This window comes from Neobacillus sp. DHD-1R, assembly GCF_057747995.1.
On the sequence record NZ_CM173232.1, the window covers coordinates 741,399 to 763,416 of the forward strand.

At 39.3% G+C, this 22,018-nt stretch carries 24 protein-coding genes and 2 riboswitches; of the genes, 15 read left to right on the forward strand and 9 right to left on the reverse strand.

What is annotated here, in order from left to right; translation table 11 throughout:
* Positions 1–253 precede the first annotated feature (253 nt).
* Complete coding sequence (locus AC3ANL_RS03550; protein ID WP_488327891.1) at positions 254–1,012, forward strand: sugar phosphate isomerase/epimerase family protein; 759 nt, start codon at positions 254–256, stop codon at positions 1,010–1,012.
* A gap of 136 nt (positions 1,013–1,148) precedes the next feature.
* On the opposite strand, the gene AC3ANL_RS03555 is transcribed toward AC3ANL_RS03550, so the two are convergent.
* On the reverse strand, positions 1,149–2,264 hold the full coding sequence (locus AC3ANL_RS03555; RefSeq protein WP_488327892.1) for a CdaR family transcriptional regulator: 1,116 nt from the start codon (positions 2,262–2,264) through the stop codon (positions 1,149–1,151).
* A 317-nt stretch (positions 2,265–2,581) separates the two neighbouring features.
* Here AC3ANL_RS03555 and garR point away from each other — a divergent pair, with 317 nt between their 5' ends.
* The 5 genes from garR to AC3ANL_RS03580 all read left to right on the forward strand — a co-directional run bounded on the left by garR (position 2,582) and on the right by AC3ANL_RS03580 (position 7,617).
* Positions 2,582–3,472: a 2-hydroxy-3-oxopropionate reductase gene (garR, locus tag AC3ANL_RS03560; protein ID WP_488327893.1), complete on the forward strand. Its 891-nt coding sequence runs from the start codon at positions 2,582–2,584 to the stop codon at positions 3,470–3,472.
* A 49-nt stretch (positions 3,473–3,521) separates the two neighbouring features.
* Positions 3,522–4,421, forward strand: a complete 900-nt coding sequence (locus tag AC3ANL_RS03565) for a dihydrodipicolinate synthase family protein (RefSeq protein WP_488327894.1) — start codon at positions 3,522–3,524, stop codon at positions 4,419–4,421.
* A 53-nt stretch (positions 4,422–4,474) separates the two neighbouring features.
* Entirely contained in the window at positions 4,475–5,611 is a 1,137-nt protein-coding gene (locus tag AC3ANL_RS03570; protein WP_488327895.1) for a glycerate kinase, read from the forward strand.
* A gap of 106 nt (positions 5,612–5,717) precedes the next feature.
* The gene (locus AC3ANL_RS03575) at positions 5,718–6,686 is read left to right on the forward strand and encodes a hydroxyacid dehydrogenase (RefSeq protein ID WP_488327896.1); all 969 of its coding nucleotides are present in this window, start codon (positions 5,718–5,720) and stop codon (positions 6,684–6,686) included.
* Positions 6,687–6,888: 202 nt separating this feature from the next.
* On the forward strand, positions 6,889–7,617 hold the full coding sequence (locus AC3ANL_RS03580; RefSeq protein ID WP_488327897.1) for a DUF981 family protein: 729 nt from the start codon (positions 6,889–6,891) through the stop codon (positions 7,615–7,617).
* 126 nt (positions 7,618–7,743) lie between these two features.
* Here the strand turns inward: AC3ANL_RS03580 and AC3ANL_RS03585 are convergent, their stop codons facing one another.
* Positions 7,744–8,649 carry a DMT family transporter gene (locus AC3ANL_RS03585; protein ID WP_488327898.1) on the reverse strand — a complete coding sequence of 302 codons (906 nt, stop codon included), beginning with the start codon at positions 8,647–8,649 and terminating at the stop codon, positions 7,744–7,746.
* Positions 8,650–8,879: 230 nt separating this feature from the next.
* On the opposite strand from AC3ANL_RS03585, the gene AC3ANL_RS03590 reads away from it, so the two are divergent.
* On the forward strand, positions 8,880–9,380 hold the full coding sequence (locus tag AC3ANL_RS03590) for a VanZ family protein (protein WP_488327899.1): 501 nt from the start codon (positions 8,880–8,882) through the stop codon (positions 9,378–9,380).
* A gap of 278 nt (positions 9,381–9,658) precedes the next feature.
* Positions 9,659–9,748: riboswitch (cyclic di-GMP riboswitch) on the reverse strand.
* Positions 9,749–9,826: 78 nt separating this feature from the next.
* Here AC3ANL_RS03590 and AC3ANL_RS03595 read toward each other — a convergent pair.
* The 3 genes from AC3ANL_RS03595 to motA form a co-directional block, all read right to left on the reverse strand.
* Positions 9,827–9,967 (reverse strand): hypothetical protein, encoded by a 141-nt coding sequence (locus AC3ANL_RS03595; RefSeq protein ID WP_488327900.1) that lies wholly within the window; start codon positions 9,965–9,967, stop codon positions 9,827–9,829.
* A gap of 20 nt (positions 9,968–9,987) precedes the next feature.
* A riboswitch (cyclic di-GMP riboswitch) is annotated at positions 9,988–10,073 on the reverse strand.
* 9 nt (positions 10,074–10,082) lie between these two features.
* Positions 10,083–10,802: an OmpA family protein gene (locus tag AC3ANL_RS03600; RefSeq protein ID WP_488327901.1), complete on the reverse strand. Its 720-nt coding sequence runs from the start codon at positions 10,800–10,802 to the stop codon at positions 10,083–10,085.
* Positions 10,780–11,583: a flagellar motor stator protein MotA gene (motA, locus tag AC3ANL_RS03605; RefSeq protein WP_488327902.1), complete on the reverse strand. Its 804-nt coding sequence runs from the start codon at positions 11,581–11,583 to the stop codon at positions 10,780–10,782. Before motA ends, AC3ANL_RS03600 begins: the two co-directional genes overlap by 23 nt.
* 101 nt (positions 11,584–11,684) lie before the next feature.
* Between motA and AC3ANL_RS03610 the strand changes: the two genes are divergently transcribed.
* From AC3ANL_RS03610 to AC3ANL_RS03625, 4 genes are read left to right on the forward strand one after another with little or no spacing between them, the layout of a single operon-like run.
* A complete protein-coding gene (locus AC3ANL_RS03610; RefSeq protein ID WP_488327903.1) occupies positions 11,685–12,128 on the forward strand; it encodes a YaaR family protein in 444 nt (147 codons plus the stop codon).
* Between the two features lie 31 nt (positions 12,129–12,159).
* The gene (locus tag AC3ANL_RS03615) at positions 12,160–12,573 is read left to right on the forward strand and encodes a flagellar basal body-associated FliL family protein (protein WP_488327904.1); all 414 of its coding nucleotides are present in this window, start codon (positions 12,160–12,162) and stop codon (positions 12,571–12,573) included.
* A 14-nt stretch (positions 12,574–12,587) separates the two neighbouring features.
* Positions 12,588–13,433, forward strand: a complete 846-nt coding sequence (locus AC3ANL_RS03620) for a flagellar hook-basal body protein (RefSeq protein WP_488327905.1) — start codon at positions 12,588–12,590, stop codon at positions 13,431–13,433.
* 13 nt (positions 13,434–13,446) lie between these two features.
* Positions 13,447–14,229, forward strand: a complete 783-nt coding sequence (locus tag AC3ANL_RS03625) for a flagellar hook-basal body protein (RefSeq protein WP_488327906.1) — start codon at positions 13,447–13,449, stop codon at positions 14,227–14,229.
* An 85-nt stretch (positions 14,230–14,314) separates the two neighbouring features.
* Here AC3ANL_RS03625 and AC3ANL_RS03630 read toward each other — a convergent pair whose 3' ends face one another.
* The 4 genes from AC3ANL_RS03630 to AC3ANL_RS03645 all read right to left on the reverse strand — a co-directional run bounded on the left by AC3ANL_RS03630 (position 14,315) and on the right by AC3ANL_RS03645 (position 18,681).
* Positions 14,315–15,757, reverse strand: a complete 1,443-nt coding sequence (locus AC3ANL_RS03630) for a spore germination protein (protein WP_488327907.1) — start codon at positions 15,755–15,757, stop codon at positions 14,315–14,317.
* Between the two features lie 42 nt (positions 15,758–15,799).
* Entirely contained in the window at positions 15,800–16,966 is a 1,167-nt protein-coding gene (locus tag AC3ANL_RS03635; protein WP_488327908.1) for a Ger(x)C family spore germination protein, read from the reverse strand.
* Positions 16,967–17,003: 37 nt separating this feature from the next.
* Entirely contained in the window at positions 17,004–18,044 is a 1,041-nt protein-coding gene (locus AC3ANL_RS03640) for an endospore germination permease (protein WP_488327909.1), read from the reverse strand.
* Between the two features lie 196 nt (positions 18,045–18,240).
* On the reverse strand, positions 18,241–18,681 hold the full coding sequence (locus tag AC3ANL_RS03645) for a PilZ domain-containing protein (RefSeq protein WP_488327910.1): 441 nt from the start codon (positions 18,679–18,681) through the stop codon (positions 18,241–18,243).
* A 157-nt stretch (positions 18,682–18,838) separates the two neighbouring features.
* Between AC3ANL_RS03645 and flgM the strand changes: the two genes are divergently transcribed.
* From flgM to flgL, 4 genes are read left to right on the forward strand one after another with little or no spacing between them, the layout of a single operon-like run.
* Positions 18,839–19,102: a flagellar biosynthesis anti-sigma factor FlgM gene (gene flgM, locus AC3ANL_RS03650; protein WP_488327911.1), complete on the forward strand. Its 264-nt coding sequence runs from the start codon at positions 18,839–18,841 to the stop codon at positions 19,100–19,102.
* Entirely contained in the window at positions 19,099–19,578 is a 480-nt protein-coding gene (locus AC3ANL_RS03655; protein WP_488327912.1) for a flagellar protein FlgN, read from the forward strand. Before flgM ends, AC3ANL_RS03655 begins: the two co-directional genes overlap by 4 nt.
* 32 nt (positions 19,579–19,610) lie before the next feature.
* Positions 19,611–21,059, forward strand: a complete 1,449-nt coding sequence (gene flgK, locus AC3ANL_RS03660; protein WP_488327913.1) for a flagellar hook-associated protein FlgK — start codon at positions 19,611–19,613, stop codon at positions 21,057–21,059.
* A gap of 13 nt (positions 21,060–21,072) precedes the next feature.
* A complete protein-coding gene (flgL, locus tag AC3ANL_RS03665; protein WP_488327914.1) occupies positions 21,073–21,951 on the forward strand; it encodes a flagellar hook-associated protein FlgL in 879 nt (292 codons plus the stop codon).
* The last annotated feature ends 67 nt before the right edge of the window (positions 21,952–22,018 follow it).

A 22,018-nucleotide genomic window follows, 5' to 3' on the forward strand; every position in this document is an offset into this window, starting at 1 on the left:
ATTCAAAAAAATGATAAATGATATTGAAATATTAAAACAGAAAGTACCACCTTCTTTTTCCCATCAGCTATCTAATCACACCTTTTATCATCCAATCCGAAACAAGATATTAATATAGCATTAAGGATAAAAGTAAAAATATTAAAAAAATTACGATCTGCATACTGTGATTTTTAAATTGGAAGGTTTCAGCCGCCTTTTCAATCAATAGTCTTCATGTTACTCTTATAGAAAAAGAAAAAGGGTGTAGAGTATGACACGTGTAGTGGTTTTAAATACGTTAGCTTATCAACAGGTGTTCGATGAAAATCCAACCATCAGCCAAGAGGACGTGATGGATGAAATAAAATCAGCCGGGATTCACACGATTGAAATTCGAAGAGAATATTTCAACGATGTTAAAGCAGAAATCCCTCAAATTGCGGCAAAAGCAAAGCAAGAGCAATTGACGCTTTTTTATTCCGTGCCGGATGAGTTATTTAAAGCGAATGAAGTAAATCCAGTAGTGGAAGGATATTTCCAGGAAGCGCAAGCATTGCAGGCACGTCAAGTGAAGTTGACATTGGGAGAACTGGACAACCTTACGAAACAACAGGCTGAGCAAATCGCCGAGTTGATCCAACGATTTTCGATAAAATTAGTGATTGAAAATGACCAAACGATCGAAAAAGGCAGTGCCAGAAAGCTGAAGGCCGTTATGGAACAGGCTGCTGCATTTGACTTATCACTAGGTCTCACCTTCGATACTGGAAACTTTGTTTATATTAATGAAGTTCCAGCTGAAAGCGCAGAACTATTAAAGCCGTTTGTGCAGTATGTTCATATTAAAAATATTCAAAAGACCGAAGCGGGGATTACCTTAGCGGATATTGAAACAGGAGATCTGCCTATTCAATCAATTTTACGGATATTCCCTGAATCTGTTCCTTGTGCGATCGAATATCCTTGCGGTGGACAAAACGGGATTTTACAAAAAATAGTGAATGAGCGAAATTCACTACTTGAATCTTAAGACGGAGTCCCATTAAATGAAGCTATTTTTCGCCATTATGATCAGTCATGATCATAATGGATCGGAGAATAGCTTGATTTATGTATAGATAAAAATTGCCCAGCGACTAGTGTACGTCGCTCAACTGACGCTTTCGCTAACTCATCTTATACAAAAGAAATGCCAATTTTAAAACCACGTAATCGTCGATATTTCTAGGGTTGTAGCCTGTCAGCTTATCTATTTTATTGAGCTTGTATTGAAGGGTGTTTTTATGAATAAATAAATCGTCCGCGCTTTTGTTGATGCTGCCATTATTTTTTCCATAGACCTCGAGGATGCGGCTGAATTCGGTTAGTTCATCCTTAGACAAATCGGCTAACACTTTGTCGATAAAGTAAGTTTTATCACTTGGGGAGGTATGTTGTAAAATTAATCCTAAATCAAGATCCTTGAAGTAATAAATCCCCTGGTTCGCAAATGATTTTGCCCAATTAATGGTGGTTTTGGCCAGCTCATAGGACTGCTTATGGGTGATGGTCTCACTAGTAGTGACACCAATGCCAAATAGTAAGGGAATCTGGAGTGATTCTGCTGCCTCTTTGATTAATTGGCGAAGACTGTATTCCAAGTCTTGCTCGAAGGTATAATCGATCATCATGATGATTTCATCATTTTTGATCGTATAAATATTTTGCTGTTTACTCGTGAAATATTTATCAAGTAAACGATGGATTTTTTCCAGTTTATGGTGTGGGGAGTTAGTTGGATGCATCAAGTTGCCCACCACCACCCTTTTGGGCGACTGCAAATTTATCTCAAACATATTGGAAAAAGTAAATTTGCTTTCCTCGTAGTCAGTGCTAAAAAGTAAATAATCGATAATGGTCCGATAATTTTCCCATAGTTGAATGAAATAATCCTTTACCCATGCTTCTTTAATGAGGATTTCGGTCATTTTTTTTATGATTTGCCCATATTTAACGACTTCGTCTTTTTCTCCGGTTATCCCAATAACCCCAATTAGCTTTTTTTCAAGATAGATTGGAAGGTTTATGCCTTTTTTTGTGCCTTTAAATTGTTCATCAGCTTCAATGATCAGGTCTTCTTTTGTTGAGATTACTCTTTTTGCCCCTTCATGGTAGGTATTAATCCTGTTTGGGTCGGTGCTGGCAATCACCAGCCCGGTGATATCCATAAAATTTAGTTCTTGGTTGATAATTTTTTTCATGTCAGAAACAATGACTTGTGCTAAAGGCGGGGAAATATCCATGAGTTGATCACTTTCCTTGCTGGTTATTGAAATAAATATGTTATGTGTAATAAAAATCCTTTTATAAAAACAAAAAATCCTATTACCTATAATATATCAAAAAATCTGAAAACGCCTAAAATAATAAGTGTAAGTAAAAAATTTTTCATAGCAGCTTGGGTCCTTTCCAAATATTAGAAGCCTCTTATGGTTTGGTCAAATAGGTGAAAAGTACTGACTATGTGAAAAAATAAACAAACGTTATCACAGTTAAAACTTTACGAAAAGCATTCACATGAACATGGATAGGAATAAACCTAGAAAGGGGATTATGTAAAATGAAAATTGGATTTATCGGCTTAGGAATTATGGGAAAACCAATGGCAAAAAATGTAGTAAAAGCTGGGTATGAAGTAACTGTATTTGACTTTAATCAAAGCGCCATTGATGAGCTTACAGCTGTTGGTGCAAATGTAGCAGGAAATGGTAAGGAAGTAGCAGAACATTCGGATGTCATCATCACCATGTTACCAAATTCTCCACATGTAAAAAGTGCCTTGTTTGCGGAAAATGGCGTGGCTGAAGGACTTTCAACCGGTAAAGCAGTGATCGATATGAGTTCTATTTCTCCAGTCGCTAGCCGTGAATTTGCTGCAGCATTAGAAAAATATGAAGTGGACTTCTTAGATGCACCCGTTTCCGGTGGTGAACCTGGAGCGATTGCTGGTACAATTGCGGTCATGGTTGGAGGCAAAAAGGAAGTCTTTGAAAAATACTATGATTTATTAATGACAATGGCCGGTTCCGTTACGTACGTTGGGGAAGCGGGCGCCGGAAACATTACAAAATTAGCAAACCAAATGATCGTTGCTTTAAACATTGCAACCGTAAGTGAAGCACTCACATTTGCAACCAAAGCAGGCGTGGATCCTGAATTAGTCTATGAAGCTATCAAAGGCGGCTTAGCAGGAAGTAATGTTATGAATGCCAAAGTTCCGATGATGTTAGATCGAAACTTTAAAGCTGGATTCCGGGTGGAATTACATATCAAAGACCTACAAAATGCCTTGGATACTTCACATGAAATCAATGCTTCGATTCCATTTACCTCACAAGCAATGGAGATTCTTCAAGCACTTAAAATTGATGGTTATGAAAAAGAAGATCATTCAAGCATTGCAAAATACTTTGAAAAGCTTAACAATATTACCATTCAAAGCAAGAAATAATCCGTAGATGTGCGTTAAAGCAGTTTTAAGAGAGAGTGAGGGATTGATCGTGAAAACAGATTTTATTAAAGGCATTATTGTTCCAATTATTACACCCGTCGATGCCGAAGAACGGATTGACGAAAAAAAGCTGCGTTTTATGGTGGACCATGTTATTGATGGCGGGGTTCATGGAATTTTAGCGTTTGGAAGCAACGGAGAGTTTTACATGTTTGACGATGAAGAACTCAAACGCGGCTTTGACATTATGATGGACCAAGCAAATGGCCGTGTCCCAGTATTCTTCGGAATTGGCGCCATTCGTACAAAACAGGCCATCAAGCTTGCAAAAATGGCAGAAGAAAGCGGGGCAGATGGCATTTCCATCCTCCAACCCATGTTTCTAAAACCAACATTTGACGAACTATACGATCATCTTAAAGCCGTTGCTGATGCTGTTCCAAGCACACCTGTGTTACTATATAACAACCCCGGCAGAGTGGGCGGCTATACGATGACAGTAGACTTAGTGGAGAGACTAGCACGCGAGGTTGAAAATATTGTTGGGATAAAAGACTCTAGCGGCGACTTTACGTTGTTAAGTGAGTATGTAAGACGGACAAGAGATATCGATTTTAAAGTCATGGCTGGTAAAGACACACTCGTTTTCCCTGGTTTGTGTATCGGAACGGTTGGCAGTGTTTGTTCAACCGCTAATATGTTTGCACCATTAGTCACTTCTATCTATGAAAAATATATAGCAGGAGATGTGGCAGGTTCCTTGGAAGCTCAATTCTTATTAAATCCAGTTCGTCTTTCTCAGGATGCAGCGAGCTTCCCTGTGGCAACTAAAGATATGGCCAATTTACTGGGATTAGATGTGGGCATGTCTATTAAGCCAAGTCAAGCATCGAAAGGGCCCGTATTAGAAAATATGAAGAAACAAATGATCGAAGCAGGGTTACTTTAAGAACCGCTTAGAATCATTTAACGGAAATGGACAGGAAGGGGGGCAAAAATGAGATGAAAATAGTCATTGCTTCGGACTCTTTTAAAGGAAGTGCCTCCACCATAGAAGTAGGAAATTTTATTGAAAAAGGAATCAGAAGGATTGATTCAGAGGTTGAAATTGTCAAGATTCCGATTGCCGATGGCGGGGAAGGGACGGTTGATAGTCTCGTTCTGGGCTGCCAGGGGGAATACCGGCAAGTCGAGGTCGTCGGTCCGGCAGGAAATAAAATTATCGCCAAGTATGGATTAATGAACGGGGACGTTGCGATTATTGAAATGGCACAAGCATCTGGCTTGCATTTAGTCAATGACGAAACGAAAAATCCATTAACAACGACCACCTATGGGACAGGAGAATTAATGAAGTCAGCTCTTGACCATGGTGTAACGAAAATTTTTGTTGGTCTAGGCGGAAGCGCTACCAATGATGGCGGCGTGGGCATGGTCCAGGCACTTGGTGGATCTTTTAAAGATCGTCATGGTCAGGAAGTAGGATTTGGAGCGAATGGGGTTAAAGACATTGCCACGATCGACCTAACTCAATTAGATAAGCGATTAGCGGATGTGCAAATTATTGGCTTATCCGATGTGACTAACCCGCTTTGTGGTGAAAATGGGGCTTCGTATGTGTATGGACCGCAAAAGGGCGCATCTGTGCAAGATGTGGAACGGTTAGATGACATTCTCAAGCGCTATAGTGAAACAATCAAGGAACAACTAGGGATTGATCTTGCGAATGAAGCAGGTGCAGGAGCTGCCGGAGGGCTGGGCTTTGGTCTAATGGCATTCTGCGATGCGAAGCTCGCTCGTGGTATTAACAAGATCCTCGAAATCTTGGATTTGGAAGCCCATCTTTCTGGAGCAGACCTTGTCATCACCGGTGAAGGTAAAATGGACAATCAATCCCTTAACGGAAAAGCTCCGATTGGGGTGGCGAAGCTTGCGAAAAAGTATGGGATTCCGGTTGTCGCCATTGTTGGAAGCGCTGATTACGATTTGCACGAAGTATATCAACATGGAATTGATTTAGTGTTAGATACGGTGATTAAACCGATGCCGCTGTCGGAAGCGATTTCTAATGTGGAAAAGTTAATCACCCTGGCCGGGGAAACAGCCTATCGCGCTTTTTGTTTAAACAAACGTATGTGAGAATCGAACTGTTGAGATAAACAGCAGTTTTTGGGGTCAGACCCCCGCCGCTTTAAAGCTTTACTCTGGCGGGGGTCTGACCCCATTTTTAAAAGGAGAGACTTAAATGAGTTTTACGGTGTTAATCCCACAGGATATTGCCCAAGAAGGAAAAGACTATTTGTTAGATAGGGGTTATAAAATAAAGATTGGATCCGCTGCCGATGAAGAAACCGTCATCGCCGAGGGGAAGGATTGCGATGCTATTTTATTAAGAACTTCGATAATTAACAAGAGGATATTGGCGGCGTGTCCCAATTTGAAAATAGTAGCAAGACATGGAGTGGGCTTCGACAATGTCGATATTCATGCGGCAGAGGAGTTGGGAATTTGGGTCACCAATACGCCTTTATCTAATGCCAAAACAGTAGCGGAAACCACGATTACCTTAATTTTAACGGCTGCAAAGAATATCCTGAATGTGAATAAAAAAATGTCCGAAGGTGACTTTTTCTACAAAAACCACCATAAGGGAATGGATTTAGAGGGGAAGAAATTAGGTATTTTAGGATTTGGCCGGATTGGCAAGATGGTTGCAAAACTAGCAGAAGCCTTTGGTATGGAACTATTAGTCTTTAAACCTACTATCACTCCAGAAGAACTAGCAGAATTTCCAAATATAAAGATTCTTGAGCGTGATGAAATTTTTAAACAAGCGGATATCATTACTCTTCATATGCCCTTAAATGATCAGACAAAAGGGAGCATTGGCGAATACGAATTGGGTTTAATGAATCAATCAGCCTTTTTGATCAATCTCGCTAGAGGAGAACTAATTGATGAACCGGCCCTAATCAAAGCATTACAAAATAAGGAAATTAAGGGAGCCGCTTTGGATGTTTTCGCCCAGGAACCACTGCCCTTAGATCATCCATTATTCCAATTAGAAAATTGTCTCCTTACACCCCACATTGCATCCAATACAGAAGAATGTATGGCAAGAATGGCATTACATGCGGCCATGGAGGTTCACAAAGTATTATCAGGCGAACAGCCCAATTGGCCTGTTAATTCACCCAATCATCAAAAGGCATAAGCTAAGAAGTTTGGTTAATTTATGTTTGGGGTCAGACCCCCGCCGCTTTAAAGCTTTACTCTAGCGGGGGTCTGACCCCTTTTTTTGTTATTTAAAATAATTATTTTTTAATAGAAAATGTTGACAACCTATTTATTTAGAGTTACTATTATCTCGAAATAAAAATAAATTAATTCAAGATAAATAATAGGGGGTATTTTTTATGGTTATTGATTGGTCTGTATCAGCAGTGTATAACACGATTATGTCGGTTGCGTCTGGGATTGCAATATTATTAATTCTTCGCTTTTTTTCTCACTTGAAAAAACATAAAATTGCCCAATTGGAAGGATGGGCACTTGGTTTTGGAGTACCAGGCTTTATCTTAACAATTACGGGTGCACACATGATTTTCACATGGCCGTTATCAAAGGTAGGATTCCCATTTGATGATATTATTTTTGGTGAGCCAACCCTGGGATTTGGTGTTTTACTATTGGCTGTTTCCATCCTTTTATGGAGAAAATCAACGATGTATTTTAAAAAAGGTATTGATATGAATGATCCTAAGGCTGTATCAGCTATGTTAATGAAAGAAATTCCAACCTTAATCAAACCGATATCATATTTTGGAGCAGCAATGGGACTTGCGCTTATTTCCATCGCCTTCGCTGGTGTAAGATTCCAGTTATTTGCCGCACCGCCACAAGAACCAATTTCTGGTCTCTTAGCCGATTATCCAATGGTTGAAGCCGTGTTTATTTCTTTATTGTATGCAATCACAGGAATTGGGGCAGTATTATTCCCATTTGTCTTAACAGCTAATCCAAACGTAAAGTTAGTAAAAACAATCCGTTTCTTGTTGACTATTGCCGGCGTTATCTTTGTTCTTTTCGGAGTCATGAATTACTTTACCCATATTGGCTTGATTGTGAATACGATGCCTAAATAGTAGATGATAAAAGAATTAGTTTTAATCTAACTTGGATCGCCAAATTGTGTGGAATCGACCGGATTCACATAACTAAATGACATTAAAAAGACCCTTAGAGCAATGTTCTAAGGGTCTTCAGGTGTTTTAATTATATGTGCCTTCTTTGACTGCGTGTGGAATCGGCTTTTGCTGTTGGCTCAAGAAGAAAAAGACACCCAGCAAAACGAGCAGGCCGCCGGCAATTTGCGAACCGACGAGGCTTTCATTTAAGATAAAGAAGGCCAAAATCGTCGCGCCGACGGGTTCGCCTAATATGCTCATCGAAATGGTTGTGGCATTGACATAGTTTAATAGCCAGTTATTGATCACGTGGCTGACGGTTGGAACAGTGGCGAGCAAAAGGAAGATGCCCCATTCCTTGGCCGGATAGCCGGTCACTTCAACCCCTGCAGCCAGATTATAGATGGTCAGAAAAATAGCCGCTGCGAAAAAGACACAAAAGCTATAAATCCAATGCGAGACTTTTTTGACAATCGTTTGACCGATCAATAGATAGCCAACCACTGAGATCACACTGAAGAATGAAAGAAGATCCCCCATTATCGCATCTTTACTTAAAGCTAAATCACCCCAGCCAATCATCATCGCACCAACAATCGCAATGCCCATTGTCATCAAGGCGGAAAGGGTCGTTCTCTCTTTAAACAAGAAAAAACCGCCGACTAAGGAAACAATTGGCTGCAAGGCCAGAATGATGGTGGAACTTGCGACCGTCGTCAGCTTCAAAGACCCGAACCAAAGCATAAAATGCAAGGCTAAAAAGAAGCCGGAGAAAAATAAAAAGAACCAATCTTTTTTTACTATTTTTTTAAATTCATCGCGTTTTTTCCAAACGATCGGTACCATTAAAATACTGGCAAACCACATCCGATACATACTCAAAATAGATGCCGGCGCGTCAGACCATTTCACAAAAATAGCCGAAAACGAGATGGCAATGATGGAAATCGTCAGCGGCAGGGCGATGGATCTGGAACCTTCCTGTTTCATGTGCTCCCCCTATACTGTAAATTAGTAAAGTATCTGTTTATAAACTTCATATTTTCCCATTATACTAGTGTTTTTTCGATGTCTCAATGGAGGATCGCAATAAAGTAGGCTGGAACATTCTGTACATAGAAAAGTTTCCATTTAAAGAGCCTGAAATAACGATTTGGTCCTATTCATGATTATGGTAAGATAAAAAGTAAATGTAAAGGTTAAAGGGAAGGATATTCAGCATGGCTTATTTTCAAAAACTTAAATATATTCTACCGTGGGTCATCGTCATCCTATGGATGATGCTCATTTTTCATTTTTCAGCGCAGCCTGCCGTCCATTCAGATAAGTTAAGCAAGGGAGTTACGAAAGTCGTGATCGAAACGGTTAAGCGTGTTACCCCTCTAACGGATCTTAGTATTGATCGATTGGATCATATTGTCCGGAAAAATGCTCATTTCTTTATCTATCTCATGCTTGCTATCTGGGTGTTTTTTGCGTTGAGGAATAGCCGGATTTACGGATTCAAGAGCGTTATCCTCGCCATGAGCATCTGTGTTCTTTATGCGATTTCAGATGAGGTTCATCAAATTTTTGTCTCAGGCAGAGGCCCGCAGGCAAAAGATGTGTTAATTGACAGCACAGGGGCATTAGTAGGGATTGGCCTTTATCGAATCGGGTTAAATACCTTGAAAAAAGCGAAACGTCATCAGGGGGTCAGACCCCACTCAACGCTCCGCTAAGTTCAATTCATAAAAAAACAGTTCCGACAACGCGTCGTAACTGTTTTTTTATGTTTATGTATATAAAAGTGCCTATTAAACTAGTGAGGTAATCTTCATTTTATGATAGGAAATTTTTCTTTCTATTTTACTTTTTAGATCACAATCTAAACAACTATCTAGTAATAATTGATGGTAGCGTAATCTAAAAAAGTGCCATTCGCGTTTGGATTTTGACATAAATACATTAATACTCATCATTCCACTCCCTTTAGTATCACAAATCGTCGGAGTCCGTATTCGGAAGCTGGCAAGCATAATCACATCAGCGTGACATTAGCCCCTAAGCTTTGCGTCACCATTTTTCAATGGTTTTGCCATTATCGTACGATTCATGGAATTGATTAAATTTAAGAATTTATAACATTGAACGTTAAGAATGGTCCAGCGCGCTTGCGCTTTTCTAATTAATATAAATGATTAGCAAGTATGGTGACACAAGCACTTAAGACAATGGTACCGAGCATAATGCAGACATAAGTAAGATTTCTTTTTCGTTTTTTTCTTTGAATAGCTTCCTCTGGTGTAAGCCAATAACTTTTTGACATCAATCAGATCCCCTTTGTTTGATGGTAACTGGCTGGCCTTGTCAGTGCGGCAGAGGCCCCTCTAGTTTTGCGTCCTTATTTTTCAATAAGTTTGCCCTTGATATTGATTGTACCATTATTCTGTTTTTAATATAGTGATATCCACTCTGCGATTCGCTTGTCGATGTTCTAGCGTATCATTTGGGTATATCGGTTTTTGTTCCCCAAAACCAGCAAATTGTAACTTGTTGGAGGGAATTCCTTTCTGCTCGAAAAAATAAAGAACAGATAAGGCCCTGGCTGAGGATAATTCCCAATTCGATCTGAACGGGCCGCCCGTGATCGGAACGTTATCGGTGTGACCCTCGATGCTGATCGGGTTTTGCACTTGCTTAATTAAATCCAAGAGATCGGCGAGGATGGTAAGAGACTCTCCCTTTAGCTCGGCGCTTCCTGATTCGTATAAAATCATATCTTTCAACGAAAGTTTAATCCCTTTTGGTTCGTCCTTTATCGTAATAACCTTGTTTAACCCTCGTTCATTAATATAATTCTCAATTTGTCCCATTAAATTCTGTAATTTCTCTGTTTCCTCTTGTTTCGTTGACTCTGTTTTCGCTTTTTCTATTTCTTTAGAGATTCCTGAATTTTCTTTTAGAATCAGGCTGTTTCCGCCGCCTTTTAAGGCGTTATTCATCGAAATGGCAATTTGCTGGAACTTCGCATTATCGATTGTCCCTGCCGCAAACAGGACGATAAACAATGCCAATAGTAATGTTAAAAGATCCGAGTAGGGAAGTAACCAGCTTTCGTCAACATGCTCGTCGTCGTGGTTATGCGATCTCCGCTTCTTCACTGATCATTGCCTCCTGCTTCTGCTCTTGCTTTAAACGTGCCGTTGAAGGTAAATACACAGATAGTTTTCGTTCGACTAATTTAGGAGTTAACCCATCTTGGATGGCCAGCAAGCCATCGATCATCATCACCTTGATGTCCTGTTCCTTTTTAGAAATCCGCTTTAATTTATTGGAAATCGGATGCCACAACATATATCCCGTAAAAATACCTAAAAATGTGGCGATAAAGGCGGCAGCAATCGAGTGGCCTAATTTATCCATGTCCTTTAGGTTCCCTAATGCGGCAATCAAGCCGACCACAGCACCTAAAACCCCTAATGTTGGAGCGTATGTGCCAGCTTGGCTGAATATTAAGCTGCCAACCTTATGTCTTTCCGCGACCGCGTCTAATTCGTCGAATAAGATTTCTTCCATTTGCTTTCGGTCACTGCCGTCAATGATCATTTCCAAGCCATTTTTTAAAAAGGGATCTTTGACTGATTCGGCAATTTCTTCTAAGGCTAAGACACCTTCTGTTCGGGACACAATCGACCATTCCACCATCATGTCGATCACTTCCGTTTGGGTTGGCAGCTTGGGCTCCCAAAAGGCGATTTGCAATAATTTAGGGAATTTCTTAATTTCACTAAAAGGAAAAGAAACAAGCAGTGCAGCAATGGTTCCACCAAAAATAATTAAAAAGGCGGCTGGGTTTGCAAAGGCATTAAGAGATACCCCTTTTAATACCATTCCAACCCCGATGGCAATAAGTGCGATGATAAGACCGACAATGGTAGTCATGAAATTCTCCTTTCCTTTTTTTTCTGAAAAATTTATAATCTCATTGTATTGAAGTTTACAAATTTCGACAATAATATTTTCCGTGATGGTGGTGTTTGGATTTGAAAGTTGGTCAAGGATTTAATATCCCAAAAGAAATCTCCTTTTCCCAAAAAGAAACAAAATCAACTGAATCAACGTCTTTTCAAAACGTTTTGACCGAAAAACAAACGAGCGTTGCCAAGGAACATTTAAGCACCCTTTTGGATGGGATTACGAAACAAGGAGAGCGGTTGAACCGGTCTCGATCATTAAAAGATCTTCATGAATATAAACGGTTAATAAAATCCTTTTTACAGGAGGTCGTAAAATATGGCCTCTCCTTAGAAGAAACGACATCTTTTTCATCTTCGTCTAGTAGGGAACGAAAGTTAAAAGTAATAAAAGAGGTTGACACAAAATTGCTAAAACTTTCACAAGAAATGGTTAAACAAGAAGATGAAAATATCCGTTTATTAGATAGTATAGGGGAAATAAGAGGATTATTGATTGACCTCTACTTGTGAGTTCCCTAATGGAGCAACATAGGAGGGCATAATGAAAAAATTTATGAGAGTTTTTTTTACATGTGTGACACTTATTGCATTAATCGCCGGCGGTCTATATTACTACCAATATACGAAAACACACCCAGCCAAAGCCGAAGCCGCTGCCATGGATAAACTGGCTGACCAAACAATTCAGACAAACCAAATTAGCACGAATCTTAATTCAGAAAATCTGATCCAAGTAAAGTTTTCGATTGAACTAGATTCAAAGGATACGAAGAAGCAAGCCGAAAAAATCATTCCGATCATCGAAAGTGATATTATCAAAATCCTCTCTCAATCGAAAAAGGAAGATTTTAAAAATATTGAAGCCTTCGAGGAAAAGGTGAAAAATCAATTAAATCAACGATTCACCGATGGGGAAATTTCTCATGTGTATACAACGGAATTACTTATTCAGTAAAGAGGAGGGCAACTATGCTAAGAGGAATTGATACGGCAGCTTCCGGAATGATTGCCATACAAAGGCGGCAAGAGGCGTTAACAAATAATCTCGCCAATATCGAAACACCTGGTTACAAAAAGGTAGATACTAGCTTACGAGCTTTTCCTGAAGTTTTTCTCGAGCGAATCAATGATTCAAAAACGAGTCCTGTCGGAAACACACCAGGATTTTCATTTATTGGGTCAATGCAGCAGGGCGTTTATGCCCAAGAAAATATTTCGAGTTTTCTGCAGGGAGATTTGGTGACAACCAATAACCCGTTTGATGTAGCGATTGATGACAGAGCCTTGCCGCTCGAAAATGGGCAAAAGCCGAGTGTCCTTTTTGCCGTCGAAAATGCAGCCGGTGATATTCGCTACACACGGAACGGCCGATTTACTGTCGATGAAACAGGACAGCTTGTGACGTTAGAAGGGAATAAGGTGCTAAACCAGCAAGGACAACCCATTCAAGCCGATCCGTCACTAGCTTCAAGTGAGGTTGCCATCAATGCCAACGGCGATATTACCGTGAATCCAGACAATCCGGCTGCCAGAAAAGTCATCGACACGATCGGATTAGTTCAGGTGCAAAATCCCAATGACTTGGTGAAAGAAGGCAATGGGATTTTCAGATTGGATGGTCAAAACCCGCCATTCTTGACCGGTTTACCTGCAGGTGTACAGCTGCACCATAAAATGATTGAAAGTTCAAATGTCGATCCGACGATGACCATGACCAATATGATGGAGAACGTGCGCCTGTATGAAGCAAATCAAAAAGTGCTCCAGGCTTACGACCGTTCGCTGGAGTTATTAAATACTGTCGGAAAAGTGTAGGAGGGAGTAACACATGAATAGTTCGCTTTACATTGCCACGAGTGGCTTAAACTCCTATCAAAAAAAGCTGGATACGATTTCCAATAATCTGGCTAATAGCGAAACAGCTGGCTTCAAACGAAGAGAGGCGTCCTTCGAGGAAAACTTAGCGATATCGATTGAAAACCAAAAAGCAACGAATCGCGAAATGGGCCGGCTGACACCGAACGGAATTCGGGCCGGTTTTGGTGTTCATTTGAACGGAACGCAAATGATCTTAGATCAAGGAATGACGAAAGCAACTGATAATCCCTTGGACTTAATGATTACAGGACAAGGCTTTTTTCAAGTGGGAAAACAGCAGGGCGGCACCAATGAAACATTCTTTACCAGAAATGGTTCGTTTCAGAAAAGTCCAACGAACAATGGGACCTATCGCTTAGTCAACGCGGAAGGGTACTTTTTATTAGACAAAAACAACCAACCCGTCGAAATGAGAAACAACAGCGATTTTTCGGTGAATAAGGCCGGAGTGATTGCAAACTCTACTCAACAAATTGGGATTGTCGATTTCGTTGATCCGCAAAAATTGGTGAATGAAGGCGGGAATGTCTTCCGCTTTACAGGAGCCGGCGCGGAAATTCTCGCTAATACCCGCTCGACCATCCAGCAAGGCGCGATCGAATCCTCTAATGTGGATATGAGTAAAGAAGTGACCGATATGATTACAACCCAGCGTGGTTTTCAATTTAATTCAAGGTCGATTTCGTTTGCCGACCAAATGATGGGGATTGCGAATGGGATTATTAGAAGCTAGTTAAAAAGATAACGTATAAACCATTACAAGAGGGTATCAAATCGTCATGATTTCGATACCCTTGTTAATGCTTTAGGAGATTTTATTACTTTTTCTCTGGACCGATATTTGTGATCTTGCCTTTTAGGTATTTGGGTATGTGGCCAAGCGCTGAAAAAACCTTTTTAGAGTCTAAGGGACTAAATGGGCTTAAAAAAGGCACTCCAAATGAATTTATATTTACTAAATAGGTCAAAATGGCGAAAGAAGAAACAAAGAAACCTATTAGCCCAAAAAGTGAAGAAAAAAGCACATTAAAGAGGCGTAATACTCTAATTGCAATGCTTAGCTCCTGATTGATAATCGTAAAAGAAGCTACAACTGACACAGCAATGACTACTAAAACCCCTGGTGCCGTTAACCCTGCGCTTATCGCAGCCTGTCCAATAATAAGCCCGCCTACCACTGAGAGTGTCTGGCCAAGTGGACTGGGCATTCTAAGGCTTGCTTCTTTAAATATATCGAATAAGAAAATCATAATAAAAACTTCAATTGGCAGTTGAAAGGGGACTCCCAGCCTTGATAGTAAGATGGTTGCTAGCATTGTATAAGGCAATTGGTCAGGGTGAAACGCTAATAGTGCTGTCCAAAGCCCGGGCAAGAGTAAGGATATTAAAAGACCACAATACCTAAAAATAATACTAAAAAAGCTTTGAACAGTGAGTGTGAAATTATCCTCGGAGGTTCGTATTAAAAAAGATAGCGTAACAGGAGCAACTAAAATAGTTGGAATTCCATCAATGATAATAATAAATCTCCCTGATAGAAGAATATCCGCTGCATAATCTGGACGACCAGTATAACCAAAATGTGGAATAAGAAGAGATTTCCTCTTCATGATTAACTCTTCGATGTCTGCATTCGTCAATAATCCATCTGTTTTAATATTGCTTAGACCGGATCGGATATTACTTAGAATGTCCAAATTTACCATATCAGATATATATAATAACCCGATCTTCGTCTTCGTTCTTTCTCCTATTTCAAAACCTTCATATTTAAGGGTGTTTGTTCTCAGTCTTTTTCGAATAAGAGCCACATTGGTTGAAATATCTTCAATGAAACCTTCCTTTGGCCCTTTTATGGAGACTTCTGAGCTTGGTTCCTCAATTGATCTTTTCGGAGGATTTGGAAATGAGATCTTGAAGACTATATCTAAGTTTTCAAAAAGTAAAACAAAATCTCCCGAGAAGACGGCACTTAATAATTCGTTTTCGATACCTTCAAGCGGGAGTAGTTCTATTGGAAATTTGCTTTCTTTTACTAAAGATTCTTGGGTTATTCCCACCCTTTCATTTATCTTAGCAAGTTCAGGCAGAACAATCTCATAAAGAGCTTTTTGGTTTGATAATACTTCTTGAAAAATAATAAGTATAGGAATAGTGCCCACTTTCTTTTCTAGAAAGATAACATCACTGCACCCTTTAAAACTTTCCTTTATAAACATAGGATTGACAGGTGAATTTTTGTTCTTTTTATTGTTCATCATCACTCACCCCCCATCCCCATTCCTATGGAACCGCTTGGTTACCTACTTGTGAAGCTTGGATTCAAACGTTTGTTTCTTTAATTCACCTGTATTTATTATATGGCAGTTAATATCAATTTTATTAATGTCTACCATATCCATTGGAATCATTCCGTCTTTATTCACCCTTTCCCAAAACTTTGGATTAATTCGATAAATAATGTCTGAAATCCCTAACAAATCTATATTGTTATCGCTGCTCATTTTTACAACTTGCTTAATTTGTTTTGTGACTTCCTGTTTCGAGAGCTTTGCAAGCTCACGATTATTAATATCCTCTTTTAACTCAATAATTTGATAGTCCATTTTAACTTTTAGATTCGCTTGTATTTTTCCTGGCTTTAAGGATGTAGGAATGATTTTGGATTTAATATGAATGATTGAACCGACAGCAAGTGGTTTCCCATCTTTTTTTAATTTTAATTTGTTTCGTAAACCTCGTTTCTTAAAGAATTCATATCCAACCATATCATCGATGGGGATAGTTACAAATTTTCCTTTCCTATTTTCAAATCCAATTTTATTTACAATTAAGAGTGGATATGGCTTTTTCTCTTCCATCCATCTTCGTTTAGAAATAGAGAGAAAAGGGATTTCCATTTTAGTAGCAGGTTCAAAATTTAAAGCGTCTAGTTGAAAAAGCCTGATTGGTTTATATCGTGATAATTGCTTTGTAATATCGTCGGGAGTATTAAGTTGCGAAAATAAAGGACTGGTTTTCAATATAGGTGCATTAAAGAGAATGTCCTCAATTGGCAATTCTGTCCCAAAGGTCCAAGCTGTATTTCGTAATTGCAGAAACCTGGAAAGGAAGTCGTTAACCTCGTTTAACATGTTGCTATTCAGTAGTCGTTTAGAATACACAATGGAAGTGACATGATCCCAAGATATTCTTTGTGGAGCCGCAGGGTAAAAATCAAAGCCAGCGTCATCGATTGTTTCCCCCTGACCTTTTACGACATCGATTGTTGGAGGGACCCGCTGACTTACTCCTTCTTGTTTTGCAATATTTTCAAAGCTTATTACCTGGCCATACATTATAAATTTATGGTCAACATAGTCGATACCAAGTGCATTAAAGTAAATCTGTTTTTCAATCTGCTTAAAATCCCAACAGCCGCTTAGAAAAAATGTTGAAATGATTATGACTACCCAAACCTTTTTTTCCATTTTGTCCCCTCGTATTTAACTTTAGAATTCTAATGTTTTAAGTTTGCTCTACTTTTTCGTTTTTAGGCAAAAAAGCTATAAGTGAAAAAATCAGGGAAATCCCTAAAATAACAAAAAACGTACCGGGAAGGACGAATCTCTTCATGATTGTAAAGTAATCATCATCAGATATTGGAAGGTTGGAGAAAACAATAATAAAAAGGACAAGGAATACCTTGTAACCGAATTCAACCAGTATTTTCTCGAAATTTAACAGCCTAAAAGCCAGGTGCATAAAAAAGCTTATTCGGATATATGCACCAGAAAGCCATTGAAATACAGCCAAAAAATCCACATGTTCAATGTAGCGTCCAATCGTCAATAAGCGCCACTCTTCATATGCAGGAAACCTCATTAGTGCAGCTTTATTTGGTGAAAATTCAGTCAGTGCACCAATTGTTGGTCCTAATGTAAGAACTGAAAGAATCAACCCTAAAATAACAAAAAATTTTACATTTAATTTATTTTTTACTTGATTCTGTATAAAAAGGAGAAAAAATACTTCCATTAATCCTGAAAGATTATATATAGTTCCGTTGATGATCGGTTTAATTCCATATTCAAGAAAGGGTTTTAATAAAGTAAGGTTTTTGTTAGGTATGTTTGCAGTCATGATAAAAAAACCTAAAAGGACAACAATAGGTAATAAAATACCAGAAATCATCGCAATAGATTTTAGCCCTTTGAGTGCTCCGTAAATACATAAAGAGCTTAGTAAAATAGTTACTACCAACCGCGGAGTGGTAGGCAAATAGAAGTTAATAAAGGTAAGCGTCTCGCTAAGAGTAACTGTTACCAGAACAAGTAATAGAAAAACTATTACCAAAAGGAATATTTTTGTAAGCCATTTTCCGCTTCTTTTTTCAAGCCATATTTTAATATCCTCCCCGTTTAATTTTTTCATTAGCCATGTGATAAGTAACATCCAAATTAAATACAGAAAAAACGAGAGTATGATACTGATCCACGAGTCCCTTCCAGAAATTTCTAATAAAACGGGAATGATAAAAACGTGGTTTAATAAACCGGTACTTAACATAACGATTAAAATCAATTCGAAAGAGGATAAATTTTTTTGAATACAAATCCCTCCTTTGCCGATTTAATAGCACTATTTATTGTTTGGAAAAAATATGTAACTTATGCGGGTAAAAAAAACCGTCGAGAAGGTTAAAGAGCAACCTTCTCAACGGCTGATTATTTGCCTGTCATTTTTGACAAGCATTTTTGTTTTCTTACAAAACGACTTTCTCTCTGCTTTTATCCCAGAGGATTTTAAATAGTTTTTGTTCAGTCTTTTCGTCTAATCCTACAAAGTGGACGCCGAAGTCGTACAATCCGTTGGCGAGTCTTCTTCGTCTTTCGATTTTTCCCGCAAAGGCGAAAGGTTCCCCTATTTCAAAAAACAAATTGAGTTCATCCACACCGGTTAAATCTTCATACGTAATAAGTCTGATCCCAGAAATACTAATATCCCGAATCGTACCATAAAGAATCTTGTCAGGTGAAGAAGGGATCATAAACCGGCACTCATGCTCCCATAAGCTAAGACGAAAGGCGTTTCGTCTATTTTTCTTTGTTGGCTCAACGGTATTTTTTTTCCTGAATCTAAAACTTAATAAAATAATAAATACGATAATTACACATAATCCAGCAGCGAAATAAGTGGTAATCAATAGGAACTCCCCTCATCATTTGGTAATATGGTAAATTTACCACTATAATCCAATAATGAAAAGACTTTTAGAGCTAAACACTTCTTGGTAAAATGTCGATAATAACTAATAGATACACTTTGATACGGAGATTTAGGAGGAGAAAGGGGAAAGACTGATGAAAATTAATGACGTGAGTCGATTACAAGGCCTGCAATCCTATAAAAATAATATTAGTAAAATACAGCCTCAGGAGATTAGTAAAAAAGTACAAGTAGATAAAGTAGAGTTCTCTCAAGCGGCACAGGAAAAAATAAGTGTGGAAAGAGAACAACGCATTCAAGCATTAAAAGAACAAATTCAAAATGGCACCTACAAAGTCGATAGTGAAAAGATTGCTGAAAAATTGCTGGCTAACTGGAGCAGAGGGACGGAAGAATGACCACCTATGAACCGCTAAAGGCCATATTACAAGAGATGATCTTGGTATATGAAAAATTATTGGCAGTGGGTCAAGAAAAACAAGCAGCCATTATAAAGGGCGATCCTGAAGGTTTGCTGTCGATTTTTCCAAAGGAATCTGCTTTATTGAAGGAGATTGGATTGCTAGAGGAAAAAAGACAAGCCGAAACGCTCTCCTATCAATCTCTATCCTTAACTGAGATTATTGATAACAGCTCTTCGGCCAAAGAAAAGGAAGAACTGTCATTCCTTCAAAGCGAATTAAAAGCGAGATTAAAGGAATTAGTAGACCAGCATGAATTAAACCAACAGCTAATCGAAAAATCACTCGTCTATGTCAATAGTATGCTGGCCTTATTCACACAGCCGCAAGAACCATCCATCACCTATTCAGCTTCGAAAAAGTACCCGAGAGACCATAACCAATCAAGGAGTTTCTTTGATGCAAAGGTGTAGAAACTTCAACCATACAGTAAGGAGGGAACGACATGCATTCTACATTTCACGGGCTTGAAATTGGAAAACGAGCTATTTTTGCACAGCAAACGGCATTGAGTGTAACCGGACATAATATCGCCAATGCCAATACAGAAGGGTATACAAGGCAAAACGCGATTACACAAGCCACGAATCCACTTTCTTACCCAGGTATGAATGTAGGAAACGGTCCCTTGCAGATCGGCACAGGCGTCGAAACAATAGAAATTAATCGAATTCGCGATTCTTTTTTAGATGGGCAGTTTCGCAGTCAAAATGAGCAACAAGGGTATTGGAATGTAAAGCACGATACGCTTTCGAAGATAGAAGAAACGTTAAATGAGCCAGGTGATAATGGAATACAAGCCAGTTTTGATCGTTTTTGGCAATCGTGGGAGGATTTATCGAAAGAACCGGAAAGTTTAGCAGCACGTGCCGCCCTGCTTTCGAATGCCAATGCTTTAGCTGGCCGCTTTAATCAAGTCTCTGATTCTATGGATCAGTTAAGCACAGACTTGCAAAATCAACTAACCACTAAAATGCAAGAGATGAATAATATCACGAAGCAAGTAAGTGAATTGAACTTGCAAATTGCTAAAATCACCGCGAGTGGACAGCAGCCGAACGATTTATTGGATCAACGGGATTTGCTCGTTGATAAAATTTCTAAAATGGCGGACATTCAGGTACAGCCAGTCGCCAATGGAATGGTTAATATTTTAGTAGGACAAGAGTATGTAGTGGCCGGCGATAAAAATTACTCGGTTTCATTTGATCCTAACAGCAATCAACTTTCAGTGGGCGGGAACAGTGTTTCATTGAAATCAGGCGAAATCGCCGGAATGGTCGAGTCGTTAACCCAGGATATCCCGTCCTTTATAGCGAAAATCAATGAGCTAGTGACCGTGTTTAGCCGGGAAGTAAATCAAATTCATCGTGATCCAAGTGCGATGAATTTAGATGACATTCAAAATCGAAAAACGGACCCGACCGCAGTCCTTGACCAGATTCCTTTTTTTGTAGCAAAGGGGAGTACAAACGGTCCTGGAACCGCGGGTGAAATAACGGTTAATCCGCTGATTGTTGCATCCTTAAATAAAATTGCAGCCGCGCGGCAGGCCAATGTCAGTGATGCCGGGAATGCCAATGCCCTGAATAATTTAAAATTCAATAGTGTCGCTTTTTCCAGTCAATCAACGACCCTGAATAATTTTTATCGGACGATTGTTGGCGATATCGGGATTAAAACACAAGAAGCCAATCAGATGGAAAATAACACGGAAATTTTAGTGCAGCAAGCAGAGAGCCAAAGACAGTCTGTATCAGGGGTTTCGATTGATGAAGAAATGACGAACATGGTTAAATTCCAGCAATCCTATAATGCGGCATCACGATATATTTCCGTGATGGATGAAGTGCTGGATAAATTAATTAATGGAACTGGAAGAGTGGGTATCTAAGGAGGTGAGCAGGTTGCGAATCACGCAAAACATGTTAAGTACGCAGGCGGTTAGGAATATTCAAACGAATTACCGTGCGCTGAGTCGTTATCAGGAACAAATCGCGTCCGGCAAAGCGATTAATAAAGTGTCTGATGATCCTGTAAAATCGGTACAAATAATGTCCTATCGGTCTGCGTTAACGGAAACAGACCAATTCAAACGTAACGCTGAAGATGGCTTAAATTGGCTTGAAACTACTGATCGTGCGCTCGATGATTTAACACAAGTCATGCAAAAAGTGAGGGAACTCACGGTTCAAGGCAGCAATGGTGTAAATAACCAAGATTCGTTAGAAACAATTGCGATGGAATTAAAGTCGTTAAAGGGAAATATCGGCGATATCGCCAATGCCAAGCTGGGCGACCGCTATTTGTTTGCTGGAACCGCTACGGATACGGCACCATTTGAAAATGGTGGGTTTGTAAGTACAAATAATGATCCTCTTTCTTGGAATGTCGGTCAGGGCATTTATATGAAGGTCAATGTTAATGGAGCAGACATTTTTAATTTCCAAGCAGGGGGATTAAACCTGGCTGATACTGTTGAAAAAATCGCGACGGAACTGGAAGCGGGCAATGACCCACAACAGTATTTAGACCATTTGGACAAGCAAATGAACAATCTCCTCGCTCACCGCTCGATTGTCGGCTCCAATGTGAATCAATTAGAAATGATGGTCAATCGCTTAGACCAAACCGAGCTTTCAACCAAAACGATGCTGTCGAAAACAGAAGATGCGGATTTGGCAGAGATTATTACGAATTTTACAACCCAACAAACGATTCTAAATGCAGCCTTGTCTTCCGGTGCGAAGGCGATCCAGCAAACGTTGGTGGATTTTTTACGGTAAGTACTCCGAATAAGTTTCGGGGTGCTTTTTTTGTGTGTGGTTTGGTTGTGGTGGGAATGGGGCGCGG

What these genes read in the sequence shown, in the direction of transcription:
- AC3ANL_RS03630 (WP_488327907.1), bottom strand. Translation starts at nt 15,757, where the DNA reads ATGATGAACAATAAAAAGAACAAAAATTCACCTGTCAATCCTATGTTT.
- AC3ANL_RS03555 (WP_488327892.1), bottom strand. Translation starts at nt 2,264, where the DNA reads ATGGATATTTCCCCGCCTTTAGCACAAGTCATTGTTTCTGACATGAAA.
- AC3ANL_RS03590 (WP_488327899.1), top strand. Translation starts at nt 8,880, where the DNA reads ATGGCTTATTTTCAAAAACTTAAATATATTCTACCGTGGGTCATCGTC.
- AC3ANL_RS03625 (WP_488327906.1), top strand. Translation starts at nt 13,447, where the DNA reads ATGAATAGTTCGCTTTACATTGCCACGAGTGGCTTAAACTCCTATCAA.
- AC3ANL_RS03580 (WP_488327897.1), top strand. Translation starts at nt 6,889, where the DNA reads ATGGTTATTGATTGGTCTGTATCAGCAGTGTATAACACGATTATGTCG.
- AC3ANL_RS03640 (WP_488327909.1), bottom strand. Translation starts at nt 18,044, where the DNA reads ATGTTAAGTACCGGTTTATTAAACCACGTTTTTATCATTCCCGTTTTA.
- AC3ANL_RS03655 (WP_488327912.1), top strand. Translation starts at nt 19,099, where the DNA reads ATGACCACCTATGAACCGCTAAAGGCCATATTACAAGAGATGATCTTG.
- AC3ANL_RS03595 (WP_488327900.1), bottom strand. Translation starts at nt 9,967, where the DNA reads ATGTCAAAAAGTTATTGGCTTACACCAGAGGAAGCTATTCAAAGAAAA.
- AC3ANL_RS03620 (WP_488327905.1), top strand. Translation starts at nt 12,588, where the DNA reads ATGCTAAGAGGAATTGATACGGCAGCTTCCGGAATGATTGCCATACAA.
- AC3ANL_RS03575 (WP_488327896.1), top strand. Translation starts at nt 5,718, where the DNA reads ATGAGTTTTACGGTGTTAATCCCACAGGATATTGCCCAAGAAGGAAAA.
- AC3ANL_RS03585 (WP_488327898.1), bottom strand. Translation starts at nt 8,649, where the DNA reads ATGAAACAGGAAGGTTCCAGATCCATCGCCCTGCCGCTGACGATTTCC.
- AC3ANL_RS03635 (WP_488327908.1), bottom strand. Translation starts at nt 16,966, where the DNA reads ATGGAAAAAAAGGTTTGGGTAGTCATAATCATTTCAACATTTTTTCTA.
- AC3ANL_RS03615 (WP_488327904.1), top strand. Translation starts at nt 12,160, where the DNA reads ATGAAAAAATTTATGAGAGTTTTTTTTACATGTGTGACACTTATTGCA.
- AC3ANL_RS03570 (WP_488327895.1), top strand. Translation starts at nt 4,475, where the DNA reads ATGAAAATAGTCATTGCTTCGGACTCTTTTAAAGGAAGTGCCTCCACC.
- flgM (WP_488327911.1), top strand. Translation starts at nt 18,839, where the DNA reads ATGAAAATTAATGACGTGAGTCGATTACAAGGCCTGCAATCCTATAAA.
- garR (WP_488327893.1), top strand. Translation starts at nt 2,582, where the DNA reads ATGAAAATTGGATTTATCGGCTTAGGAATTATGGGAAAACCAATGGCA.
- AC3ANL_RS03550 (WP_488327891.1), top strand. Translation starts at nt 254, where the DNA reads ATGACACGTGTAGTGGTTTTAAATACGTTAGCTTATCAACAGGTGTTC.
- motA (WP_488327902.1), bottom strand. Translation starts at nt 11,583, where the DNA reads ATGACTACCATTGTCGGTCTTATCATCGCACTTATTGCCATCGGGGTT.
- flgK (WP_488327913.1), top strand. Translation starts at nt 19,611, where the DNA reads ATGCATTCTACATTTCACGGGCTTGAAATTGGAAAACGAGCTATTTTT.